Raw genomic sequence first — 17,319 nt, forward strand, 5'->3', positions numbered from 1 at the left:
ATGCAATCACAAGCGTTGCAACTTCAACTTGTAGATACCAGAGTATCGCAATCAACCCAAAATCAGCAGAAATCTTTCAGCAACGACCTAACCGGATTCGTGCTGAAAAGCACAGGCAAAGCCAAGCTGCTAACCGCAGAACAAGAAATCGAATTGGCGCGGCGCATCCAGCGGGGAGATAAACGCGCCAAAGACAGATTGATCGAAGCCAACCTGCGGTTAGTCGTTTCCATCGCCAAAAAGTATCTGAATCGAGGGATGCCCTTCGAGGATTTGATCCAAGACGGCAGCTTGGGGCTGGTGAGGGCAGCGGAAAAGTTTGACCCCGCCAAAGGCTGCAAATTTTCCACCTATGCTCACTGGTGGATTATGCAGGCAGTTACGCGAGGCATTGCAGACAAGCAGCGCACGATTCGCTTGCCTACCCACATGGTTGAAAAGCTAAACCGGGTGAAGAAAATCACCCGCGAATTGACCAAAGAATTGGGGCGATCGCCCAACAAAGCAGAAATCGCCCAGCGGTTGGAAATTTCCCCAGAGAAACTGGACGAGCTTCTGATCCACGGGCGGCACCCGCGATCGCTCAATGCTCCCGTAAACAAATCCCTCAAGCAGGAGTGCGATGAGTTGGGCGAATTTATTGCAGCAGATGCACCCAACGCCACCGACGAACTGGCGGCGATCGAAAATTATGATCGCGTCCTGAGTTTGCTGCGTTTCCTATCGGAGCGCGAACAGGACGTAATTTGCCATCGCTTTGGGATTAGCGACGGCGAACCCAAGACCTGTGCTGCTATTGGGCTAATCCTGGGGATGACCCGCAAACGCGTTTTGCAGATTGAAGCCAGCGCCATGCGGAAGCTCAAGCGGCTTGGCGATCGCTGGGCTTCCACCGGAAAGATTGACACCGAAGGGTGCGATCGCTCGATTCGATATAAGCACAAGAGGGCAAAGTCATGATTGCAAAACTGGCGGATTTAGTCCGTCCCACCGTTTGGAAGCTCGGCATTCGTACCTGGTGGGGCGGCGTGTTTGCGGTCGAAGTGGCGGATGTTCGCTACCCAGAAGATGCGCTGGAAGCGTATGAGCGGTCTGGGCAGGAGTGCGATCGCGTGTGTGAGATGAGCTTCTTTTGCCCGACTGAGCAGCGCTGGAAAGTATTGGCGGATCGGGATGTGCAGGACGCGATCGTGTTGGTGAGGGGCGTGAAATGAATCGATTCAATGAATTACTCGACCGCTGGGCAGAGCTAGAGCCTGAGTGGTGCAAAAAACTGATTGGGAATTGTTTTAAAATCGCCATTAACGGTTTTGACTGGTGGAGCCTTGCTCAAGATCTAAATGCCATTGATTTTTCGCCTTTGCAATGGTCATTGCAAAAGGCGATCGCGGATAAAGATCTAGCCATCGACATCCACTACGACCCGACAAAACAATTATGGTGCGTTCACCTGTGGCGCGTAGAGCCAGATGAGGGGGATGCGCGGGAGTGGCACCAGGTTGGAATGTCGGAGTGGCTTGAAGAAAGCGCGATCGCCCTCCTTTCCGCCTACATTCAAGCATTAGAAGCCTCTGTGAAAATCGGGGGGGGTAGCAATTGAATATCCCAAAAGATTCCAATCTCAAGCCTGCTCACTACCAAGAATGGCTAGCCAGCGGCATTAGCCCTGAAATTATCGCCCTCAACGTTCGCTCTGTGGATGGGCAAGAGGCAATTGAACGCATCCTGGGCGATGCCATTTCCAAGCGCCAGAAAGTAACCAGCTATGCCACGGTTGGCGTTGCCAAACTTTTAGAAATTTATAGCCCCTTAGAAAATGGAGGCTGGTGGGTCAACGGCATTGATCCACTGAATGACTACCAGCCGATGGAGTGGGGGCAACTCAAGCCTGATAGCCCCCGAATTGATCTATCGAAGGCAGGCAAGAAGAAAAAGTATGAAGCGCCTTTGGGTGTTGAACCCAGATGCCAATTTTTGCGCCAGACCTTTGGCGACACAACAAACACCGCACTTTTATTAGGAGTTAATTATGGGGAGAAATTCGCAGAAGAGATTAGAGCAGCGATTGAATCAATTGGGGTGCTATCCACCACCAAACACGCCACAAGCAGTTCTACGCCAACAGATCAAATTAATGCAGGGCATAGACAATCAGACCTTGAAAATTCGCAATACTCCAGGCAGTTTGGAGAAATTCAAGGCGCTTGCAGCAGAGGGGAATATAGAGAAGCTCTGCGATTATTTCGAGCAGTACGGCATCTCGCGAGAGATAACCGCGCTCAACCCAGAGGCTTTGATCCAGCAAGAGATTCGGGATCTGAGCGCCTGAATCAAGAGAATCCCAACTACTGGCGCTGGGTTCACGATCGAAATTTACCAATCGCCTTGACTGAAGGCGCAAAAAAGGCAGCTAGCTTTCTGAAAATTGGGATTAGCGCGATCGCCCTTCCCGGCATCACCATGGGCGTTCGCACAACCGACGCAGATGGGGTTCGCCTGCTTTCACCCCATCTAGTCCCTGACCTGGCATTCTTCGCCACACCAGGGCGCGAGGTTAGCGTGTGTTTTGACTACGAAACCAAGCCCAAAACAATCAGCGACATACAGCATGAGATTGCCAAGCTCAAAACCCAGTTCTTAGACGCAGGCTGTCAATTTAAAGTCATCGATCTACCTGGACCCGAAAAGGGCGTGGATGATTTCATCGTTGCCCAAGGCGAGGAAGCCTTTCACAAGGTCTACAAGCAGCGTAGAACCTATGAGCAATGGTTGGCGAGTGGATACAACAAACTCACCTTCCCCGTGTCACAGGCGCTCAATCAGCGCTATTTGGGAGCGCTAGAGCTACCCGATACCGCCAAAATCGTTGGGCTGAAATCTCCAAAGGGCACCGGGAAAACCGAAGCATTCATTCCTTTGGTAGCAGCGGCAATGGAAAGAGGGCAGCGCGTGTTGCTCATCTCCCACAGAGTGCAGTTAGCGGAAGCCATCTGCAACCGCATCGGCTTGAATTACGTCACCGAGGTTCGCGGCTCCGATGAGGGCGATTTGCTGGGGTATGGGCTGTGCATTGATTCACTTCACCCTGAGTCTCAGGCAAGGTTCAACGCGGATCATTGGCATGATGCCCTGATCATCATAGATGAGGCAGAGCAAGTGGCGTGGCATCTGCTAGAGGCGAAAACGGAAGTCGCCAACAATCGGATCACGATTTTAGAGCAGCTTAAAATCCTGCTGATCAACACCCTGGAATCTGCCACCGGGCGGGTGATTTTGGCGGATGCGGATTTGAGTGATTTGAGCATCAATCTAGTTCACGGCTTGCTGGCAAATCAGCCACCCCCACATCTGATCGTCAATTCCTGGCAGCCCGACAGCGAGGCTTGGCAGGTTTACAACTACGCCCAAAATCGCGCTAACGATTGGCTGTGCGGCTTAGATCAAGAGTTGGGCAGCGGCGGTAAAACCTTGGTCGTGCTGCAATCGCAGAAAAGAAAATCCAGATTTTCCACCACCACTCTAGAGGCGCTGTTCAACGCCAAATATCCTCACCTCAAGATTCTGCGGATTGACTCAGAGTCGATCGCTGACCCAACTCATCCCGCCTTCAAATGCACCGAGCATATCAATGAGGTGGTGTCTCGATACGATTGCGTCCTGGCATCCCCCACCCTCGAAACCGGGGTGAGCATTGATATCAGAGGGCATTTCACCAGCGTCTGGGGCTGCATGAATGGAGTCTTGCCCGAAAATACAGCGCGGCAATCCCTAGCACGGGTCAGAGATCCGGTAGATAGGCACATCTGGATTCGCAAACGCGGGTTCGCCCAAGTCGCCAATGGATTTAGCACCAAGAAGGCGATCCTCGCGGGGGAGTATCGCCAAGCGAAGGTCACTGAGAAATTTGTGCAGCTTGCCACCACCGAAAGCCCCCTAACGGGTAGCTACGAATGCTGCCTACAGGTTTGGGCAAAGATGGCGGCGCGGGTAAATTGTGGGCTGGCTCAGTATCGCCAATCGGTTTTGGAGGGATTGGAGCGTGAGGGACATCACGTTTACGAGATTGATGCGCCCCTGGCAAACATTGAACTGCTCGAAGAACTGGAAACCCTGAGAAAGCGGCTTTACCAGGAAGAACGCGAGGCGATCGCCAATGCGGATGGCATCAGCGCCACGACCTATGAAAAGTTAAAGGGAAAAAAGGCGAAAACGGCAGGGGAGCGCCATCAGGAGCGGAAATATTCCATAGAGAGTCGCTACCAGGTCGATGAAGTCACGCCCGAACTGATTGAAAAAGATGATGACGGCTGGTATCCCAAGCTGAGGCTGCACTACTACCTCGGAATGGGCAAACCATTCCTCAAACATCGAGATGAACAATCCTTAGAACACACGCTCAAAACCTCCGGCGCTTGGCTCCCCACGACCAACCGCGCCCAACTCAGCACCCGATGCTGGCTGATTGAGCAGTTGGGCGTGATGGCGCTCTTGAACTTGGATGAAGACTTTAACGGGGGTATCAAGGCTCACGAGTATGAAGATGCTCATCCTGCCCTGCTGAGGCTGGCAAATCTGGCGAAACGCAACAGTTGGGATGTGAAAAATGTGATTGGGGTGACGGTGAATGAAAAAATGTCACCGATTCAAATTGCCCAAACCCTACTGGGGAAACTGGGAATCAAGCTTAAATTCCTATGCCAGGAGGGAGGCAAGGGCAACCGACAGCGCGTCTATCGATACGAACTGCCAAAAGACGGCAGAGACGCGATCCTAGCGGGTTGGTTCACTCGCGACTTAAGCGCTCAGCAGCAGCGAGAAGAGGAAGCCGTGCACACCCCTAGTAATAAAGATCAAGAGTTACTAGGGGGTGTGGCATGAAAACTAAAACCGCGTTGGCGAAGCCTTCACCAAGTGAAATCGCAGTAGGCGACACCGTGCTCATCCATGGAGCGGCTACTTGGCTCCGCACCGGCAGTGATGGGTTGCCTTGGGACGCAGTGCCCAAAAGTTATCGGGAGGCTTCAGAGATTCCGTTGCTAGTCCTTAGCCCCGAAATTTTCATCAAGCTGATGGAACCCAGCGAAGTTCTGTTCATTTCCCAGGATGGGCAGCGGGTCAGAGTTCGCAGCCCCGATGGTCGGGTGAGCGCCTTCAACATTTCTGATGTCAGCATTTTCAGGAAGAAACCATGAACACAACACTTGAAACCAACCTAAAAAAACGACTCAGAGAGCTACTACCCAGTAGCCGGCTACTTCAATCTGAAACCCGGTGCCAACTCTGGCGATCGCTCTCTTCCCCATCCCGCAAAATCCTCACCATGGGGATGCCCAGCTTTTTTCGGATTCCACCCACTCACAAAACCGTGTTTTGCCTTCATTTTCCCAGCGAGGCGGTGATTTGCCAGCAATCGCACTGGGAAGCCCTGGATGAACTCTGTAAGCATCTGTACGCCCTCACAGGCATCACTGAGGTCTACATCCGAGGCACCGACCTGTGCTGTCGTTGCAGCCTGCTCAATGGGCATTGGGTTCGTGAATCAATCATTCAAGGAGGTAGTCAATGAAACTCAAGTATTTCAAGTATTTATTTCCTCGGATTTGGTGCTGCATCGGCTTAAGGATGTGCAACTTTTGGGGCAGAAACGAAAATGAGCCATTTGTCGATTGGCGCTTAGCGTGGCAAGTTTCAGGAACCATCGCCGAAGCGTGGGAGATCATCGACTCCAGCCCTTTTAAATCTAAACGGGGGGAGTGGTGATGGTCGTAGCAACGAAGCAAAAAACAGACCCGCGCTGCCAACCCGGTGCAGTCTGCAAAATTCCCAGTGGAGCCAGGGTATTTGTCACGGGAATGAAGGGCGATCGCGTCCTTGTCGATCACGAAGCCAGACACCTCGGCTCTGATTCCTTCCCCTTGAGTATGCTCACGCTGGTACAGGAGAGTTTGGAGCCTGTACCTGCTCCTGATGAATCCTTTCACGATGCCTATATTCGGGAAGGACAGGAGCTTGCAGGGTGGAAGGTGGGCGATCGCGTCATCCATCCCAAAACTAAGGGGCATATCTACACCATCCAAGAGATCGATGGCGATCAGTGCTGTGGGACTTTTAAGGACTCACAAGGGTATCAGCGGCAAAACTGGCTGCCCATCTCAGAATTGGAAAGCGCCCCATCCCTCATCACCACCGCCCAAACCTTATGGGCAGAAATTGACCAGGCTGTTGCTGTCGCAGATCAGGCGAACTACAGCGCCCTCGACTCCGCCAGACTGTGTGGCGAAACCCTACTACAACTCAAAGCAGAAACACCCCACGGGCAATGGGAAACCGTGAGGAATCAGATTGTGCATCCTCGCACTGGCAAGCCCATGCCCAGCCAGACGGCGACACTCTATCAACGGATTTCCGAAAAGTGGGAAATCCTCAAGGCAGAGAACGTGCGAGGGATTAAGCAGGCGGATGAAGCCCTGCGGCGGCTAAAGCCTGCAAAAGAACAGCCAGAAACCAAATCCCCAACCGTTGGGGAAATTGCCCAGAATCCTTACGAGTACGTCGGGATTGACCCAAAACCCGTCTGGATTCTTGATGGCGACACATGGATCGAAAGCAAGGCAGTTGCCCAAAACGGGCGCGGCTTTGTTCAGGTGCTATGGGGCAACGATCAAGAGGCTTCTTTTCCACCAACCAAAATTTTATGGAGTAACCCCGATGTACCACACCCAAGCGGCGATGAACGAGATTCTGGATTTTCAGGAAGAGATCTTGATCCTATTGAGGCGATCGCCCAAAACGAAGACAGAGATATTCAGTTCTTTTCCACAAATAAAGCCCCTACGAATTACCCGGAATCTAACAGCACTGGCAAACGAGGGGTCGATTTGCCATCATCAGGACGGCACTTACCATCCTCGAATCTGGAAGCGGGCGATTTAAGTACAGGGCAAAAAACACTGCTGAATCGACTTAAGGAAATTGCCAGCATCAAGTCAGCGGAGATTTTTACCGCCCTCAAGGGTGAGGCTGAACCCGATGACCTGGTAGCGATCGCGGATGAACTCGAAACCGCCATCCTCGAGATTCTTGAATCCCGATTTTTGTAGGAGAAAAAATGGCTAAACAACAGACTGCACATCAGCTTTGGCGACAGTTTCAATCCAATTCAATTCCCAGGTCTGCTCCTGCTATACAGCACAAAGAAATGCAAAAAGCTTTCTATGCTGGCATGGCTTCGCTGCTGGGCGCTTTGAAAGATATGGATGAAAGCCTTTCTGAAGAGGAAGGCGCTGAAATCTTGGAAAGTTACCAACAGGAGATAGTCAAGGCTTTGGAATCATTTACCAAAGGAGGCGATCTCAATGACTAAACGCTACCAAGTCACCGGAAGGGTTCCCGCTATGTTTAGAATCACCGTTGAAATTGGTGAAGAGTATGTTGAACAAGGGGGAAGAAAACTAGAAAACGCCATACAAGAGGCGGTTGAAAATGTAATCGATGATGGGCGATTTGATTACGAGTTTGACGTAGGGAGTGTTGACGTGTCGGGATTTAAGCCTGAAACAGGACAGGAGGCAACCCATGAAGCTGACTGACTTCAAGTTCATCCCCAAAAAAGAAGCCGCCCAACTCATGGGTATCAGTGCCACCACCCTTGCCCGAATTCGCAAAGATCCCGCGTCAGCATGGCAAGAGAACATACATTACGTGTTTCGCAATGGGCGATATGAGTACAACGAGGCGCTGGTGATGGCATGGCACAACCGGGCGATCGCCCCTCATGGATATATCAACGCCTTACAAGCATTTCAGCAGGCAGTGGAGTCTAGTCAGAAGCGGAGGAAGGCAGGATGAGACGAAAACCGACTTCGCCAGGACAACTGCTTCTATTGGGAGCGATCGCCCCTAAACAACCTTTAACTTGGCAAACTCGCGTCAAAATCTCACAAGCCAACAGGAAACCTGCTAACGGGAGAAACGCCAAAGGTTCAAACAACTTTCATAGCGTCGGATATGCGTTTGTTTCTCCTAGTGGAGAGATTTTTCAGGGAGTTGGTATCAGAGCTTTTGCTGAGTCGGTAGGACTGCCTGAAGAAGGATTTCGCGCAGTGAGAGATGGACGGTCTATTTCTCACCACGGCTGGAAGGCTCTTGATAGCAGAGATCCAAAAAACAGAGTTAGCCCGTCTCGAATTGCTGAGTATGCAGAGCTTTACAGGAGCGGTCTAACGTGCAGGGAGATAGCCGATCGCTTTGGATTTTCCAGCGCCAACGCAATTAAGGCACTGCTTAAAAAGTCTGGTTTTTCAGAATTTCGCAGACCCGCGCCGCGTCGGACAGATGCTAGAGAAAAGTTTCTTAGGCAGTGTATTAGGCTCTACGAGTCTGGATTAAACTGCGATCAAATCGCCGCAAAGATTGGACATGGCAGAGATAAAATTTATGCGGCGATGAAGCGCTCTGGCTATCAGTTCAGGACGGTTGAGGAGGCAAGAAAACTTACTCTAAAAGAGCGAAACGACAAGATCTGTGTTGCCTACAAATTTGGACTGTCCACTCAGGAAGTTGCAGATCGCTTTGGGCTTGCCAGCGCTGGACCAGTTAGAAGAATTTTGAAGGAGAACGGCATTCAGATCCGCCCCCGCAACAAGATGAATGAAACCAAACGTCGCGAGACTGCTGATCGTTATTGGAAAGCCTACAAAGCTGGATCAAGTTTGCCTGAAGTTGCAAAACGTTTTGGAGTTTCTACTAGCTCTGTTGAGCAATATCTCAAAAAAGCTGGCTATTCGTTGCGATCTGCATCAGAGTCTCAGCTCGTAAAAAATAGAAAGCTCGAAAGCACTGCCTTTATCAAGGATCTATTTAGTCCGGCAACTTCCGCCGTCCCCTAACATTGGCTGCATATCGTGAATAAACCACCCTCACACTATTCCCCATCGTCTCTGCCACCTCCGCAGGACTCCAGCCCTGATCCAACAGATGCGAGTGAGCAGTATGGCGCGTGGTGTACGGCTTGCGGTAATCTAAACCCAGCCCATCAATGATTGGCTTCCATGCCCGGTTTCTAAAGTTGTGATCATCGATCGCCCCTCCTTTGACCGAAGGAAACACCAGCTCATCTGGGTCAGGCTTCTCGCCCCGCCTCACTTCCAAAATCTTTTGCAGCCTGGAGTTGAGCGCAATCACCCGCGAATTGTTGGTTTTGGTTTCTTTCCTTTGCCCCCGGCTCAGGCTTTCCCAAATCGAAATAGTGGAGCAATCATCGCTCACACTTTGCCATCGCAGCCCGATCAACTCCCCAGGGCGACAGCCCGAAATCATGGCAAAAATCACATAATCCACAAAGTAGTGGTAGGTTGGGTGAGTGCGAAACGCCTCGATGATCTGCTCACGCTCCACCTCGCTAAACACACTAGGAGGGGGCAACGCAGGAACCTTCACCCGCACATCAGTAAAAGGATTGGTTTTCACTAAGCCCTGCTTAATTCCCCAATCGTAAGCCGCCCTTAGTTGCTCAATCCTCAGTTTCGCCGTCACTGGCGCAAGTTTTTCCAACAGCCATTCTCGATACCCTTCAGCCTCTTCTCTCGTCAGGGAAGTGGCTTTTTTAGTGCCAAAAAACTCTTTCAGCTTAGGCAGCAGCGCCCGGTACTTGCTGACAGTGCTACGTGAGATCCCACTGTGTTGTTTAAATAATTGGTATTTATTAAATAGATCCCATATAGATATCCCCATATCTATATGGGACTCCGGTCTGTACTTTTTTAGGCTGGCATCAAAGTTGCCCGTGGCAATATCCGCCTCAATCCCCCGCGCCTTTTGCTCCCCCACGATGCGGTTAATCGGGCGATCGCTCAATCCCAGTGCCAAACAATAGCGCTTCCCGGCATATCGCCATCGCAATCGCAACCGCCCCTCAAACACCTCAACATTGACCCGTGCATTCATACCAAACTCCGTACCCGCCACCGTACCCAATGATGGCTGAAAGTGGTATGGATTGGTATAGGTTGACATACCTGTTTAGCCTGCTCTAGCGGTTTGCGCTCCGACCCTACATATCCTGGAACCCTTTGCTATCAGGAGTTTCAAGCTAAGCCCGTGACGAGGATTGAACTCGTGACCTCACCCTTACCAAGGGTGTGCTCTACCACTGAGCCACACGGGCGGATTGTGAATGGGCCGAGCTGGATTTGAACCAGCGTAGGCGTAGCCAGCGGATTTACAGTCCGCCCCCATTAACCACTCGGGCATCGACCCACATTCCACAGTTACTGATATTAGCATAAGAGCGATCACAAACTATAAACAATCTAACGATTTCTTGAATTATTTCCTGTTTACTTTGGGCTGAGGTTAGCTCCTAAATAAATTAACGCTACTGAAGTCTTGCCGCGAGATTAATAGACTTATGTTGAGCCCTAAGCAAATTCTCAGTCATCTTGAATAAGATGTGTTTTATCTCAAGCGAGACGAATGGGACTTGCTAGTAGTCTGAAAATGAGTCTCGTGGTCTAGATTTGCTTTTTTCTTGCGAATTTATGATTTTATGGCAATCTAACAAAAGAATGGATGCGTATTCAGAGTGATTAGCTGAAGTAAAGTTGGGATTTAGTGAGTACTATGTTTTAGTCAGCAGATAGGCTTGAAAGTTTTCTGCGTCAGGTTTGATGAGGCATAGTCATGGCGCTTGTTGTTCAAAAATATGGCGGTACGTCGGTTGGGACGGTGGAACGCATTCAAGCAGTAGCTCAACGAGTGAAGCGTACTGTGGATGCGGGTAATTCAGTGGTGGTTGTGGTTTCGGCAATGGGCAAGACAACCGATGGATTGGTCAAGCTTGCCGCTGAAATTTCGGCTAATCCGAGTCGGCGTGAAATGGATATGCTGTTGTCTACTGGAGAGCAGGTGACGATCGCGCTCCTAAGTATGGCATTGCAAGAAGCAGGTCAGTCGGCACTTTCGATGACCGGGGCACAGGTTGGAATTGTGACAGAGGCAGAGCATAGTCGGGCGCGAATTTTGCGAATTGAACCTGATCGCCTGAAGCAACATCTAGCACAAGGAACCGTAGTTGTGGTTGCGGGGTTTCAAGGGATCAGTAGCGCTAATGAGCTAGAAATTACCACCTTGGGACGTGGCGGTTCAGATACATCGGCGGTGGCTTTGGCGGCGGTTCTACAGGCAGATTATTGTGAGATTTATACAGATGTTCCAGGAATTTTCACCACTGATCCGCGATTGGTGCCCGATGCTCAACTGTTGGCGGAGATCACGAGCGATGAGATGTTAGAGCTTGCGAGTTTGGGTGCAAAAGTGCTGCACCCGCGTGCTGTGGAGATTGCTCGTAATTTTGGGGTGCCGCTGGTGGTGCGCTCTAGCTGGACGGATGATCCGGGAACGTGGGTGATGTCGCCTCCGCCTAAACCGCGATCGCTGGATAGATTGGAATTAACCCGTGCGGTTGATGCGGTGGAGTTTGACACTGATCAAGCGAAGGTTTCTTTGCTGCGGGTGCCGGATCGCCCTGGTGTGGCGGCGCGATTGTTTGGCGAAATTGCTTCTCAAGCCTTGAATGTCGATCTGATCATTCAGTCTATTCATGAAGGAAATACGAACGATATTGCCTTTACGGTGACTCATGGGTCTTTAAGGGGAGCAGAAGCGGTTGCCAGTGCGATTATTCCGGCTCTGTGCGAGGGCAATCCGGTAGGGCTGGATGCGGAAGTGATGGTAGAGCAGCAAATCGCCAAAGTCTCGATTGCGGGGGCTGGCATGATTGGTCGTCCGGGTGTGGCAGCGCAAATGTTTACGACGCTGGCAGCAGCGGGAGTGAATATTCAAATGATTTCCACTTCAGAAGTGAAGGTTAGCTGCGTGGTGATGGCGGCAGATTGTGATCGAGCGATCGCGGCTCTTTGTCAGACGTTTAATCTCACTAGCTCTCCCTATCAAGCGCAAGAAAACCGGGAACTTCCCGCTCCTCAGTTGATCGAACAGTCGAGCAACGCATCTCTGTCTTCAGATCTTCCTCCTGTACGCGGGGTGGCGCTTGACCAAAAACAGGCTCGTCTGGCGATTCGCTCGATTCCCGATCTTCCAGGTATGGCGGCGCGCGTTTTCCAGCTTTTGGCAAGCAAAAATATTAGCGTGGATATGATTATTCAATCTCAGCGATGTCGCGTGATTGGGGGGGCAGTAACGCGGGATATTGCTTTTACAGTGGCACAAATGGATGGAGAAACAGCTCGACTGGCTTTAGAAGCGGCGAGACCAGAGTTAGACTGTGGCGATATTGTGCTAGATGCCGCGATCGCAAAGGTGAGCATTGTTGGAGCGGGTATGGTGCAGCAGCCCGGTGTCGCGGCGCGGATGTTTGCCGCTCTTTCGCATCATCAGATCAATATTGAAATGATTGCTACGTCTGAGATTAAGGTTAGCTGCGTGGTATCTGAAAAAGACGGGGTGAAAGCACTTCAGGTGATTCATGCCGCGTTTGAGCTATCGGGCGATCGCTTGGTTCAAGTGCCAGCATGAGGAGTTCTAACAACAGGTGCTGCCAGTATCGGTAATGGTGTCGCGATAATTTACGCCCTTGGTTTCGCGGGGGTGACGCAAAGAATCTCGTGAGCAATCGAACACCGGGGCAGATTCGAGCGGAATGGCGGCATGAGGTAAGACGGGAATCATGTCTTGGTGATAGGGGCTATGGGAATCAGTGTAGAGTTTGAAGGTTTTGTCGCAGACTGCCATTCTTTGACCCCGATGTAAGGTGTGACCATCATCATCTTGGACGGATTTCCAGGGTCCTTTATAAATCACTGCTTGATTTCGTTCCAGGCATAAACCTTGCTTGCCTTTATAAGCTCGAACGGTGAGCGATCGAAACTCAATGCCATCAATTACTTGCCACGGCTCCTCTTGCCGCGTCAAAATTTCGATGCCGTGGAAACCCGCTTGCTCAAACATTTCCAAAAAAGTATGTTCGCGAAAGGCTCCGGCAATGCATCCGCTCCAAAGTTTGGAGTCGTTGAGAATGGTTGCAGTGGGGTCTTCGTCACATACGATGTCTGAAATGACTGCCCGTCCGCCTCGTTTGAGTACGCGAAAAATCTCGGCAAACAACTGCTGTTTATCTTGAGGGCGAACCAGGTTCAGCACGCAGTTGGAGATGACTACATCGATACTATCGTTGGCAATGAGTGGGGTTTGACGGCGGAGGCGATCGCGCTCTGTTTCAAAGGCGGCAACACCCTCTAGCGTAGTAATCGGATTTTTCTGCAACCAACGTTCCATCTCGTCGAGGCTTAAGGCGAGATCTTGAATTTTGCCTTTGACAAATTCCAGATTGCGATAGCCCAGTTTGTCACCCATTTCTTCCAAGTATTTGCGCGATAGGGCTAACATTTCTTCATTAACATCTACGCCAATCACGCGCCCCGTTGCTCCCACCCGTTGTGCCAAGATGTAGCAGTTTTTTCCGGCTCCCGACCCTAGATCCACCACGGTTTCACCCAGATTCACATAGCGAGTGGGATCTCCACAGCCGTAATCCTTTTCGATGATTTCCTGGGGCAATCGTTCCAGATAGGCGGAGTCATAACCATCCGTTGGGCAACACAGCAATGCTTCGGGTTGTTGCGCTCCCGCTTCGTAGCGTTCCCGAACGGCTTGCTCAATGTTGTAGGAGAACGACCCCGTCGCGCGGAGCGCTATCGCGGTTGTTTCAGGAGGTGCAGCAATATTTGACACGAGTTCAGTCATGAATGAGAAGTCCTTCTGTACCATTACGGATGTTGTACATCTACTCTCGACATTCTAAGTCAATAGGAATGTTGTAGGTCTACATCAGGCAGTTAGCACAAAATTTGACCCCTCAAAATTATTAAAACGTCCTTTTAGTTAAAGCCTTTTAGCTAAAGCATCGGTGCGCTGCGGACTCTGCGGGTAAGGGTTTGCTAAATAAGTATCCTTGCATTGCATCACAACCAATTGAGTGTAAAAACTTTTGTTGTTCCATTGTTTCTACGCCTTCGGCAATCACATCTAAATCTAATCCATGTCCTAGGGTGACGATCGCTTGAATCAAAGCAGCATCTTTGCTACTAGTCGTTAAATCTTTAACAAACTCTCGATCAACTTTCAGGGTGTGCAACGGAAATCGTTTAAGGGTCGCGAGCGAAGAGTATCCGGTGCCAAAGTCGTCCATTGAGATATGCACCCCCATTGTCCGCAGTTCATTTAAGACTGCGATCGTGACATGAATATCTTGCATCGCAATACTTTCAGTGATTTCAACCTCCAAGTATTGAGCTTCCAAGCCAGTTTCGGCAAGCACTCGGTTAATCAGTTGAGCCAAGTTTTGCTGCTGAAACTGCCGTGCAGAAAGGTTGACGGCAACTCGAATCCGAGGATATCCCGCTGCTTGCCAAGCTTGGTTTTGGGCACAGGCTGTTTGCAATACCCACTCGCCGATCGCTGCAATTTGCCCCGTTTCTTCAGCGAGTGGGATAAATTGGTTCGGCGGAATCAGTCCTCGAACTGGATGTTCCCAACGAATTAAAGCTTCTGTGCCCACAATTTTCCCGGTTTTGAGGTCTACTTGGGGCTGATAATGCAACAAAAACTCACCTCGATTCAGCGCCTTGTAAAGATCATTAGCCAGCACAAGTTGCTCTAGCGCTTGAGTGTTCATATCCGCAGCATAGAGTTGGAAACTATCCTTAGCCCTGTTGTTTGGCGCGATACATGGCAGTGTCGGCATTTTTCAACAGTGTCTCCGCGTCTTCGCCATCATAAGGCGCAAGAGCAATCCCAATACTGGTTGTTACGTGAAACTCTTGCTTGCCACAGGTAAATGGTTCATTCAGCGTGCTGATAATGCGTTTAGCGATTTTGGTCGCGTCGTTGGTAGAGTCGATTTGAGGCAAGATTAATGTAAATTCGTCGCCACCCCAGCGGGCAATAGTATCACTCTTTTTGAGGCATCCAGAAATTCGCTGAGCCACTTGTTGCAGCAGTTGATCCCCAATGGCGTGACCTAAAGTGTCGTTGATCACTTTAAAGCGATCGAGATCTAGAAACATCACCGCCAGCATTTCGCCCTGTTGATACGCATACGCCAATGCTAGCGATAGCCGTTCGTCAAACAAAAGTCGATTGGGTAGCCCGGTTAGGCGATCGTGGGAGGCTTGATGTCGAATCATATCCTCAACTCGCCGCTGCATCACTGCCATGTATAGATGGGTGCCTAAGGTCTGAGCTAGCTTAATTTCATTAGTCGTCCATTCTTGAGCTAATCCTTTTTTGACCTCTCGCCACATCTCAAATGATTGTCGTGGACGCATATTACGCTCGTCTGCTTCCCATCGCCCTGCCCAAAGAGTTTCTGTATCAATTTCTTGGCGAAAAATGCTTAAACAACCGATACATTGCTGTCGATATTGCAACGGCACAATCAAAATAGAGCGAATGGTTGTAGTCTCAAAAGCAGGCGCTAAAAATTGAAGTTGAGGATTTTTGTAGAGATCTTGAACGCTGTGAAGCTGCGGCAGGACAGTGGACTGGTCAATGAAACCATCCTCATAGTATTCTGGAGTTTCTGAGAGCAGATCGCACGATGCAAACGTTTTCCCCATAGAGATTCCCATCACTTGTTGCCAAAAATGACTCTCCTCAATTTGAGCAAGCGTTGGTTGAACTCCATAGGTATATAGTTGGGCAGCATTGCCTGTGATATCGGCATTGATGTAAAGTCTGCCACCGTTTCCTTCAAAGGCTTTGACGGTCTCGTCTAATACGGATTGTCGAATTCTACTGATATCGTAGGGAGCATGGAGTAAACGACTAATGTGATTAATCGTTGATTCATGATGAACTTGTTGTCGTGTTTGGCTTAACAGATTGGCTTGAGCAATGGCGATCGAAACCTGATCGACTAAAAGCTGCACAACTTGCAACTCATCTTGAGAATACTGGCGGGATTGGGCGTGGTGCGATACTAATAAACCCCAAAGCTGATTATGATGCAAAATAGGGACGACAAGCGAGGAACAAACCCCCATGGCTGCTAGATATTCTGCATGGCAGGCATCTACCGGGGCATAGCGAATATGACCTACGCCTAAACTTGCTCCGGTTTCTGGATCATCCAGGTGACTCAGCATTTTACGCTGTGAGGCGACATCGACAATTACCCGCGATCTCGCTTTGATAAATAGGGCACGAGCGTGAGGCGGAATATCACTTGCAGGAAAATTAAGCCCTTGTAGAGAAGGCAGATGGTTTCCACTGATGGCTTCAGCAATTACTTCACCGCTTCCATCTGAGTGAAAGCGATAGATTTTAACCCGGTTCGTGTCAAGAAACGCACGAGTTTCAGTCGCTGTTGTACTTAAAATTTCTTGTAGTTCGAGCGATCGCCGAATGCGATTCGTCATGCGATTAAGCACACCTTGATAATCAAAGGTTGGCGGAGACGGCTGAGTTCGATTTCTGCGTTTCATAGTGACAGTGTTCCGATGAATGATTAAACCTTTCTTTCAAAGTGCCCAATTAATGTAGTGAACGATACTTGTATACCTGAGATTGACGGTCTAATTTCCGTAAGCTTCAAGAAAGGTTACAGTGCTTGTGCGATACACTGAAAAGGTTGATTAGAAAAAATTAGATGGCACGTTCAAACGGCGGCAAAACTGACCAACCTATATTGGAGTCGCCTGCGATCGCCGATCTGGAAGGCGCGGAAGTACCCGCAGATTTATCTGAATCTAGTGCAGAGACTCCAGTGGCAGACACGCAAACGATTGATGATTGCTTGAATGCCCTCAAAGCATTATTAAGCACCGTCGAAAAGCTTCAGAAAGTGCGTCTTGAAGTGGGTGATATAAAGCCGTTCCTAATCAGAATGCTGGATGGAGAGGTGATGTCGGGGGAAGAGTTAGAACAACTTAAGACTGGAGTTGGCGGTCTATCTCGTTTGATTCGGGCTTATAGTGATCACCAAATTGCTTTAACAAAAGCGCAACCAACAAGAGATCTTTTAGACCAGGTGTTAAGTCATTCATCACCCAATTTACCCGAATAAAATTAGCGCGATCGCTGAGTAAAACCATTTAGTGAAAATAGCTTTCTTGGGCAAAAGCCACAGATTGAAGGAGGAAGTAGGCGCTTTTAAGTAACAAGCAGGCGCAAGCAGAGATTATTAAAAGCATATAGAAATAGATCTATAGTGTTATGCTAGAAAAGCACGAATTCTGCCACCGCTTTTTAAGCCAACAGGATCACTGTAAAAGACCATTTTCATTAACGCTATGAATGCAC

At 49.9% G+C, this 17,319-nt stretch carries 18 protein-coding genes and 2 tRNA genes; 14 read left to right on the forward strand and 6 right to left on the reverse strand.

Translation table 11 applies throughout. The annotated features are described in order from the left end of the window. From AC1S5B_RS16685 to AC1S5B_RS16740, 12 genes are read left to right on the forward strand one after another with little or no spacing between them, the layout of a single operon-like run. On the forward strand, positions 1–960 hold the full coding sequence (locus AC1S5B_RS16685; protein ID WP_482036836.1) for a sigma-70 family RNA polymerase sigma factor: 960 nt from the start codon (positions 1–3) through the stop codon (positions 958–960). Next, positions 957–1,214 carry a hypothetical protein gene (locus tag AC1S5B_RS16690; protein ID WP_482036837.1) on the forward strand — a complete coding sequence of 86 codons (258 nt, stop codon included), beginning with the start codon at positions 957–959 and terminating at the stop codon, positions 1,212–1,214. The genes AC1S5B_RS16685 and AC1S5B_RS16690 overlap by 4 nt, the downstream gene beginning before the upstream one ends. Continuing rightward, positions 1,211–1,600 (forward strand): hypothetical protein, encoded by a 390-nt coding sequence (locus tag AC1S5B_RS16695; RefSeq protein WP_482036838.1) that lies wholly within the window; start codon positions 1,211–1,213, stop codon positions 1,598–1,600. The genes AC1S5B_RS16690 and AC1S5B_RS16695 overlap by 4 nt, the downstream gene beginning before the upstream one ends. Further along, entirely contained in the window at positions 1,597–4,878 is a 3,282-nt protein-coding gene (locus AC1S5B_RS16700) for a plasmid replication protein, CyRepA1 family (RefSeq protein WP_482036839.1), read from the forward strand. The genes AC1S5B_RS16695 and AC1S5B_RS16700 overlap by 4 nt, the downstream gene beginning before the upstream one ends. Continuing rightward, positions 4,875–5,192, forward strand: coding sequence for a hypothetical protein (locus tag AC1S5B_RS16705; protein WP_482036840.1), 318 nt, complete (start codon positions 4,875–4,877; stop codon positions 5,190–5,192). Before AC1S5B_RS16700 ends, AC1S5B_RS16705 begins: the two co-directional genes overlap by 4 nt. Continuing rightward, positions 5,189–5,566 (forward strand): hypothetical protein, encoded by a 378-nt coding sequence (locus AC1S5B_RS16710; RefSeq protein WP_482036841.1) that lies wholly within the window; start codon positions 5,189–5,191, stop codon positions 5,564–5,566. Before AC1S5B_RS16705 ends, AC1S5B_RS16710 begins: the two co-directional genes overlap by 4 nt. Next, positions 5,563–5,760, forward strand: a complete 198-nt coding sequence (locus tag AC1S5B_RS16715) for a hypothetical protein (protein ID WP_482036842.1) — start codon at positions 5,563–5,565, stop codon at positions 5,758–5,760. Before AC1S5B_RS16710 ends, AC1S5B_RS16715 begins: the two co-directional genes overlap by 4 nt. Further along, positions 5,760–7,100 (forward strand): hypothetical protein, encoded by a 1,341-nt coding sequence (locus AC1S5B_RS16720; protein WP_482036843.1) that lies wholly within the window; start codon positions 5,760–5,762, stop codon positions 7,098–7,100. The genes AC1S5B_RS16715 and AC1S5B_RS16720 overlap by 1 nt, the downstream gene beginning before the upstream one ends. Positions 7,101–7,108: 8 nt before the next feature. Beyond that, positions 7,109–7,363, forward strand: a complete 255-nt coding sequence (locus tag AC1S5B_RS16725; RefSeq protein ID WP_482036844.1) for a hypothetical protein — start codon at positions 7,109–7,111, stop codon at positions 7,361–7,363. Beyond that, positions 7,356–7,589 carry a hypothetical protein gene (locus AC1S5B_RS16730; protein ID WP_482036845.1) on the forward strand — a complete coding sequence of 78 codons (234 nt, stop codon included), beginning with the start codon at positions 7,356–7,358 and terminating at the stop codon, positions 7,587–7,589. Before AC1S5B_RS16725 ends, AC1S5B_RS16730 begins: the two co-directional genes overlap by 8 nt. Then, positions 7,576–7,848 (forward strand): helix-turn-helix domain-containing protein, encoded by a 273-nt coding sequence (locus tag AC1S5B_RS16735; protein ID WP_482036846.1) that lies wholly within the window; start codon positions 7,576–7,578, stop codon positions 7,846–7,848. Before AC1S5B_RS16730 ends, AC1S5B_RS16735 begins: the two co-directional genes overlap by 14 nt. Continuing rightward, the gene (locus AC1S5B_RS16740; protein ID WP_482036847.1) at positions 7,845–8,888 is read left to right on the forward strand and encodes a hypothetical protein; all 1,044 of its coding nucleotides are present in this window, start codon (positions 7,845–7,847) and stop codon (positions 8,886–8,888) included. Before AC1S5B_RS16735 ends, AC1S5B_RS16740 begins: the two co-directional genes overlap by 4 nt. Here the strand turns inward: AC1S5B_RS16740 and AC1S5B_RS16745 are convergent. From AC1S5B_RS16745 to AC1S5B_RS16755, 3 genes are all read right to left on the reverse strand, one after another. Beyond that, the gene (locus tag AC1S5B_RS16745) at positions 8,860–10,014 is read right to left on the reverse strand and encodes a tyrosine-type recombinase/integrase (protein WP_482036848.1); all 1,155 of its coding nucleotides are present in this window, start codon (positions 10,012–10,014) and stop codon (positions 8,860–8,862) included. The two genes, AC1S5B_RS16740 and AC1S5B_RS16745, sit on opposite strands and share 29 nt — an antisense overlap. Positions 10,015–10,093: 79 nt before the next feature. Next, positions 10,094–10,165 (reverse strand) — tRNA-Thr (locus AC1S5B_RS16750). A gap of 10 nt (positions 10,166–10,175) precedes the next feature. After that, a tRNA-Tyr gene (locus AC1S5B_RS16755) sits at positions 10,176–10,257 on the reverse strand. A gap of 423 nt (positions 10,258–10,680) precedes the next feature. Here AC1S5B_RS16755 and AC1S5B_RS16760 point away from each other — a divergent pair. Then, a complete protein-coding gene (locus tag AC1S5B_RS16760; protein WP_482036849.1) occupies positions 10,681–12,534 on the forward strand; it encodes an aspartate kinase in 1,854 nt (617 codons plus the stop codon). Positions 12,535–12,540: 6 nt separating this feature from the next. On the opposite strand, the gene AC1S5B_RS16765 is transcribed toward AC1S5B_RS16760, so the two are convergent. The 3 genes from AC1S5B_RS16765 to AC1S5B_RS16775 all read right to left on the reverse strand — a co-directional run bounded on the left by AC1S5B_RS16765 (position 12,541) and on the right by AC1S5B_RS16775 (position 16,502). Beyond that, entirely contained in the window at positions 12,541–13,761 is a 1,221-nt protein-coding gene (locus tag AC1S5B_RS16765) for a methyltransferase domain-containing protein (RefSeq protein WP_482036850.1), read from the reverse strand. 148 nt (positions 13,762–13,909) lie between these two features. Next, positions 13,910–14,761 carry a putative bifunctional diguanylate cyclase/phosphodiesterase gene (locus tag AC1S5B_RS16770; RefSeq protein ID WP_482036851.1) on the reverse strand — a complete coding sequence of 284 codons (852 nt, stop codon included), beginning with the start codon at positions 14,759–14,761 and terminating at the stop codon, positions 13,910–13,912. Beyond that, positions 14,721–16,502: a GAF domain-containing protein gene (locus AC1S5B_RS16775; protein WP_482036852.1), complete on the reverse strand. Its 1,782-nt coding sequence runs from the start codon at positions 16,500–16,502 to the stop codon at positions 14,721–14,723. Before AC1S5B_RS16775 ends, AC1S5B_RS16770 begins: the two co-directional genes overlap by 41 nt. A gap of 164 nt (positions 16,503–16,666) precedes the next feature. On the opposite strand from AC1S5B_RS16775, the gene AC1S5B_RS16780 reads away from it, so the two are divergent. After that, positions 16,667–17,083 (forward strand): hypothetical protein, encoded by a 417-nt coding sequence (locus AC1S5B_RS16780; RefSeq protein ID WP_482036853.1) that lies wholly within the window; start codon positions 16,667–16,669, stop codon positions 17,081–17,083. Positions 17,084–17,319: the final 236 nt, after the last annotated feature.

The organism is Leptolyngbya sp. CALU 1928 (genome assembly GCF_056784215.1).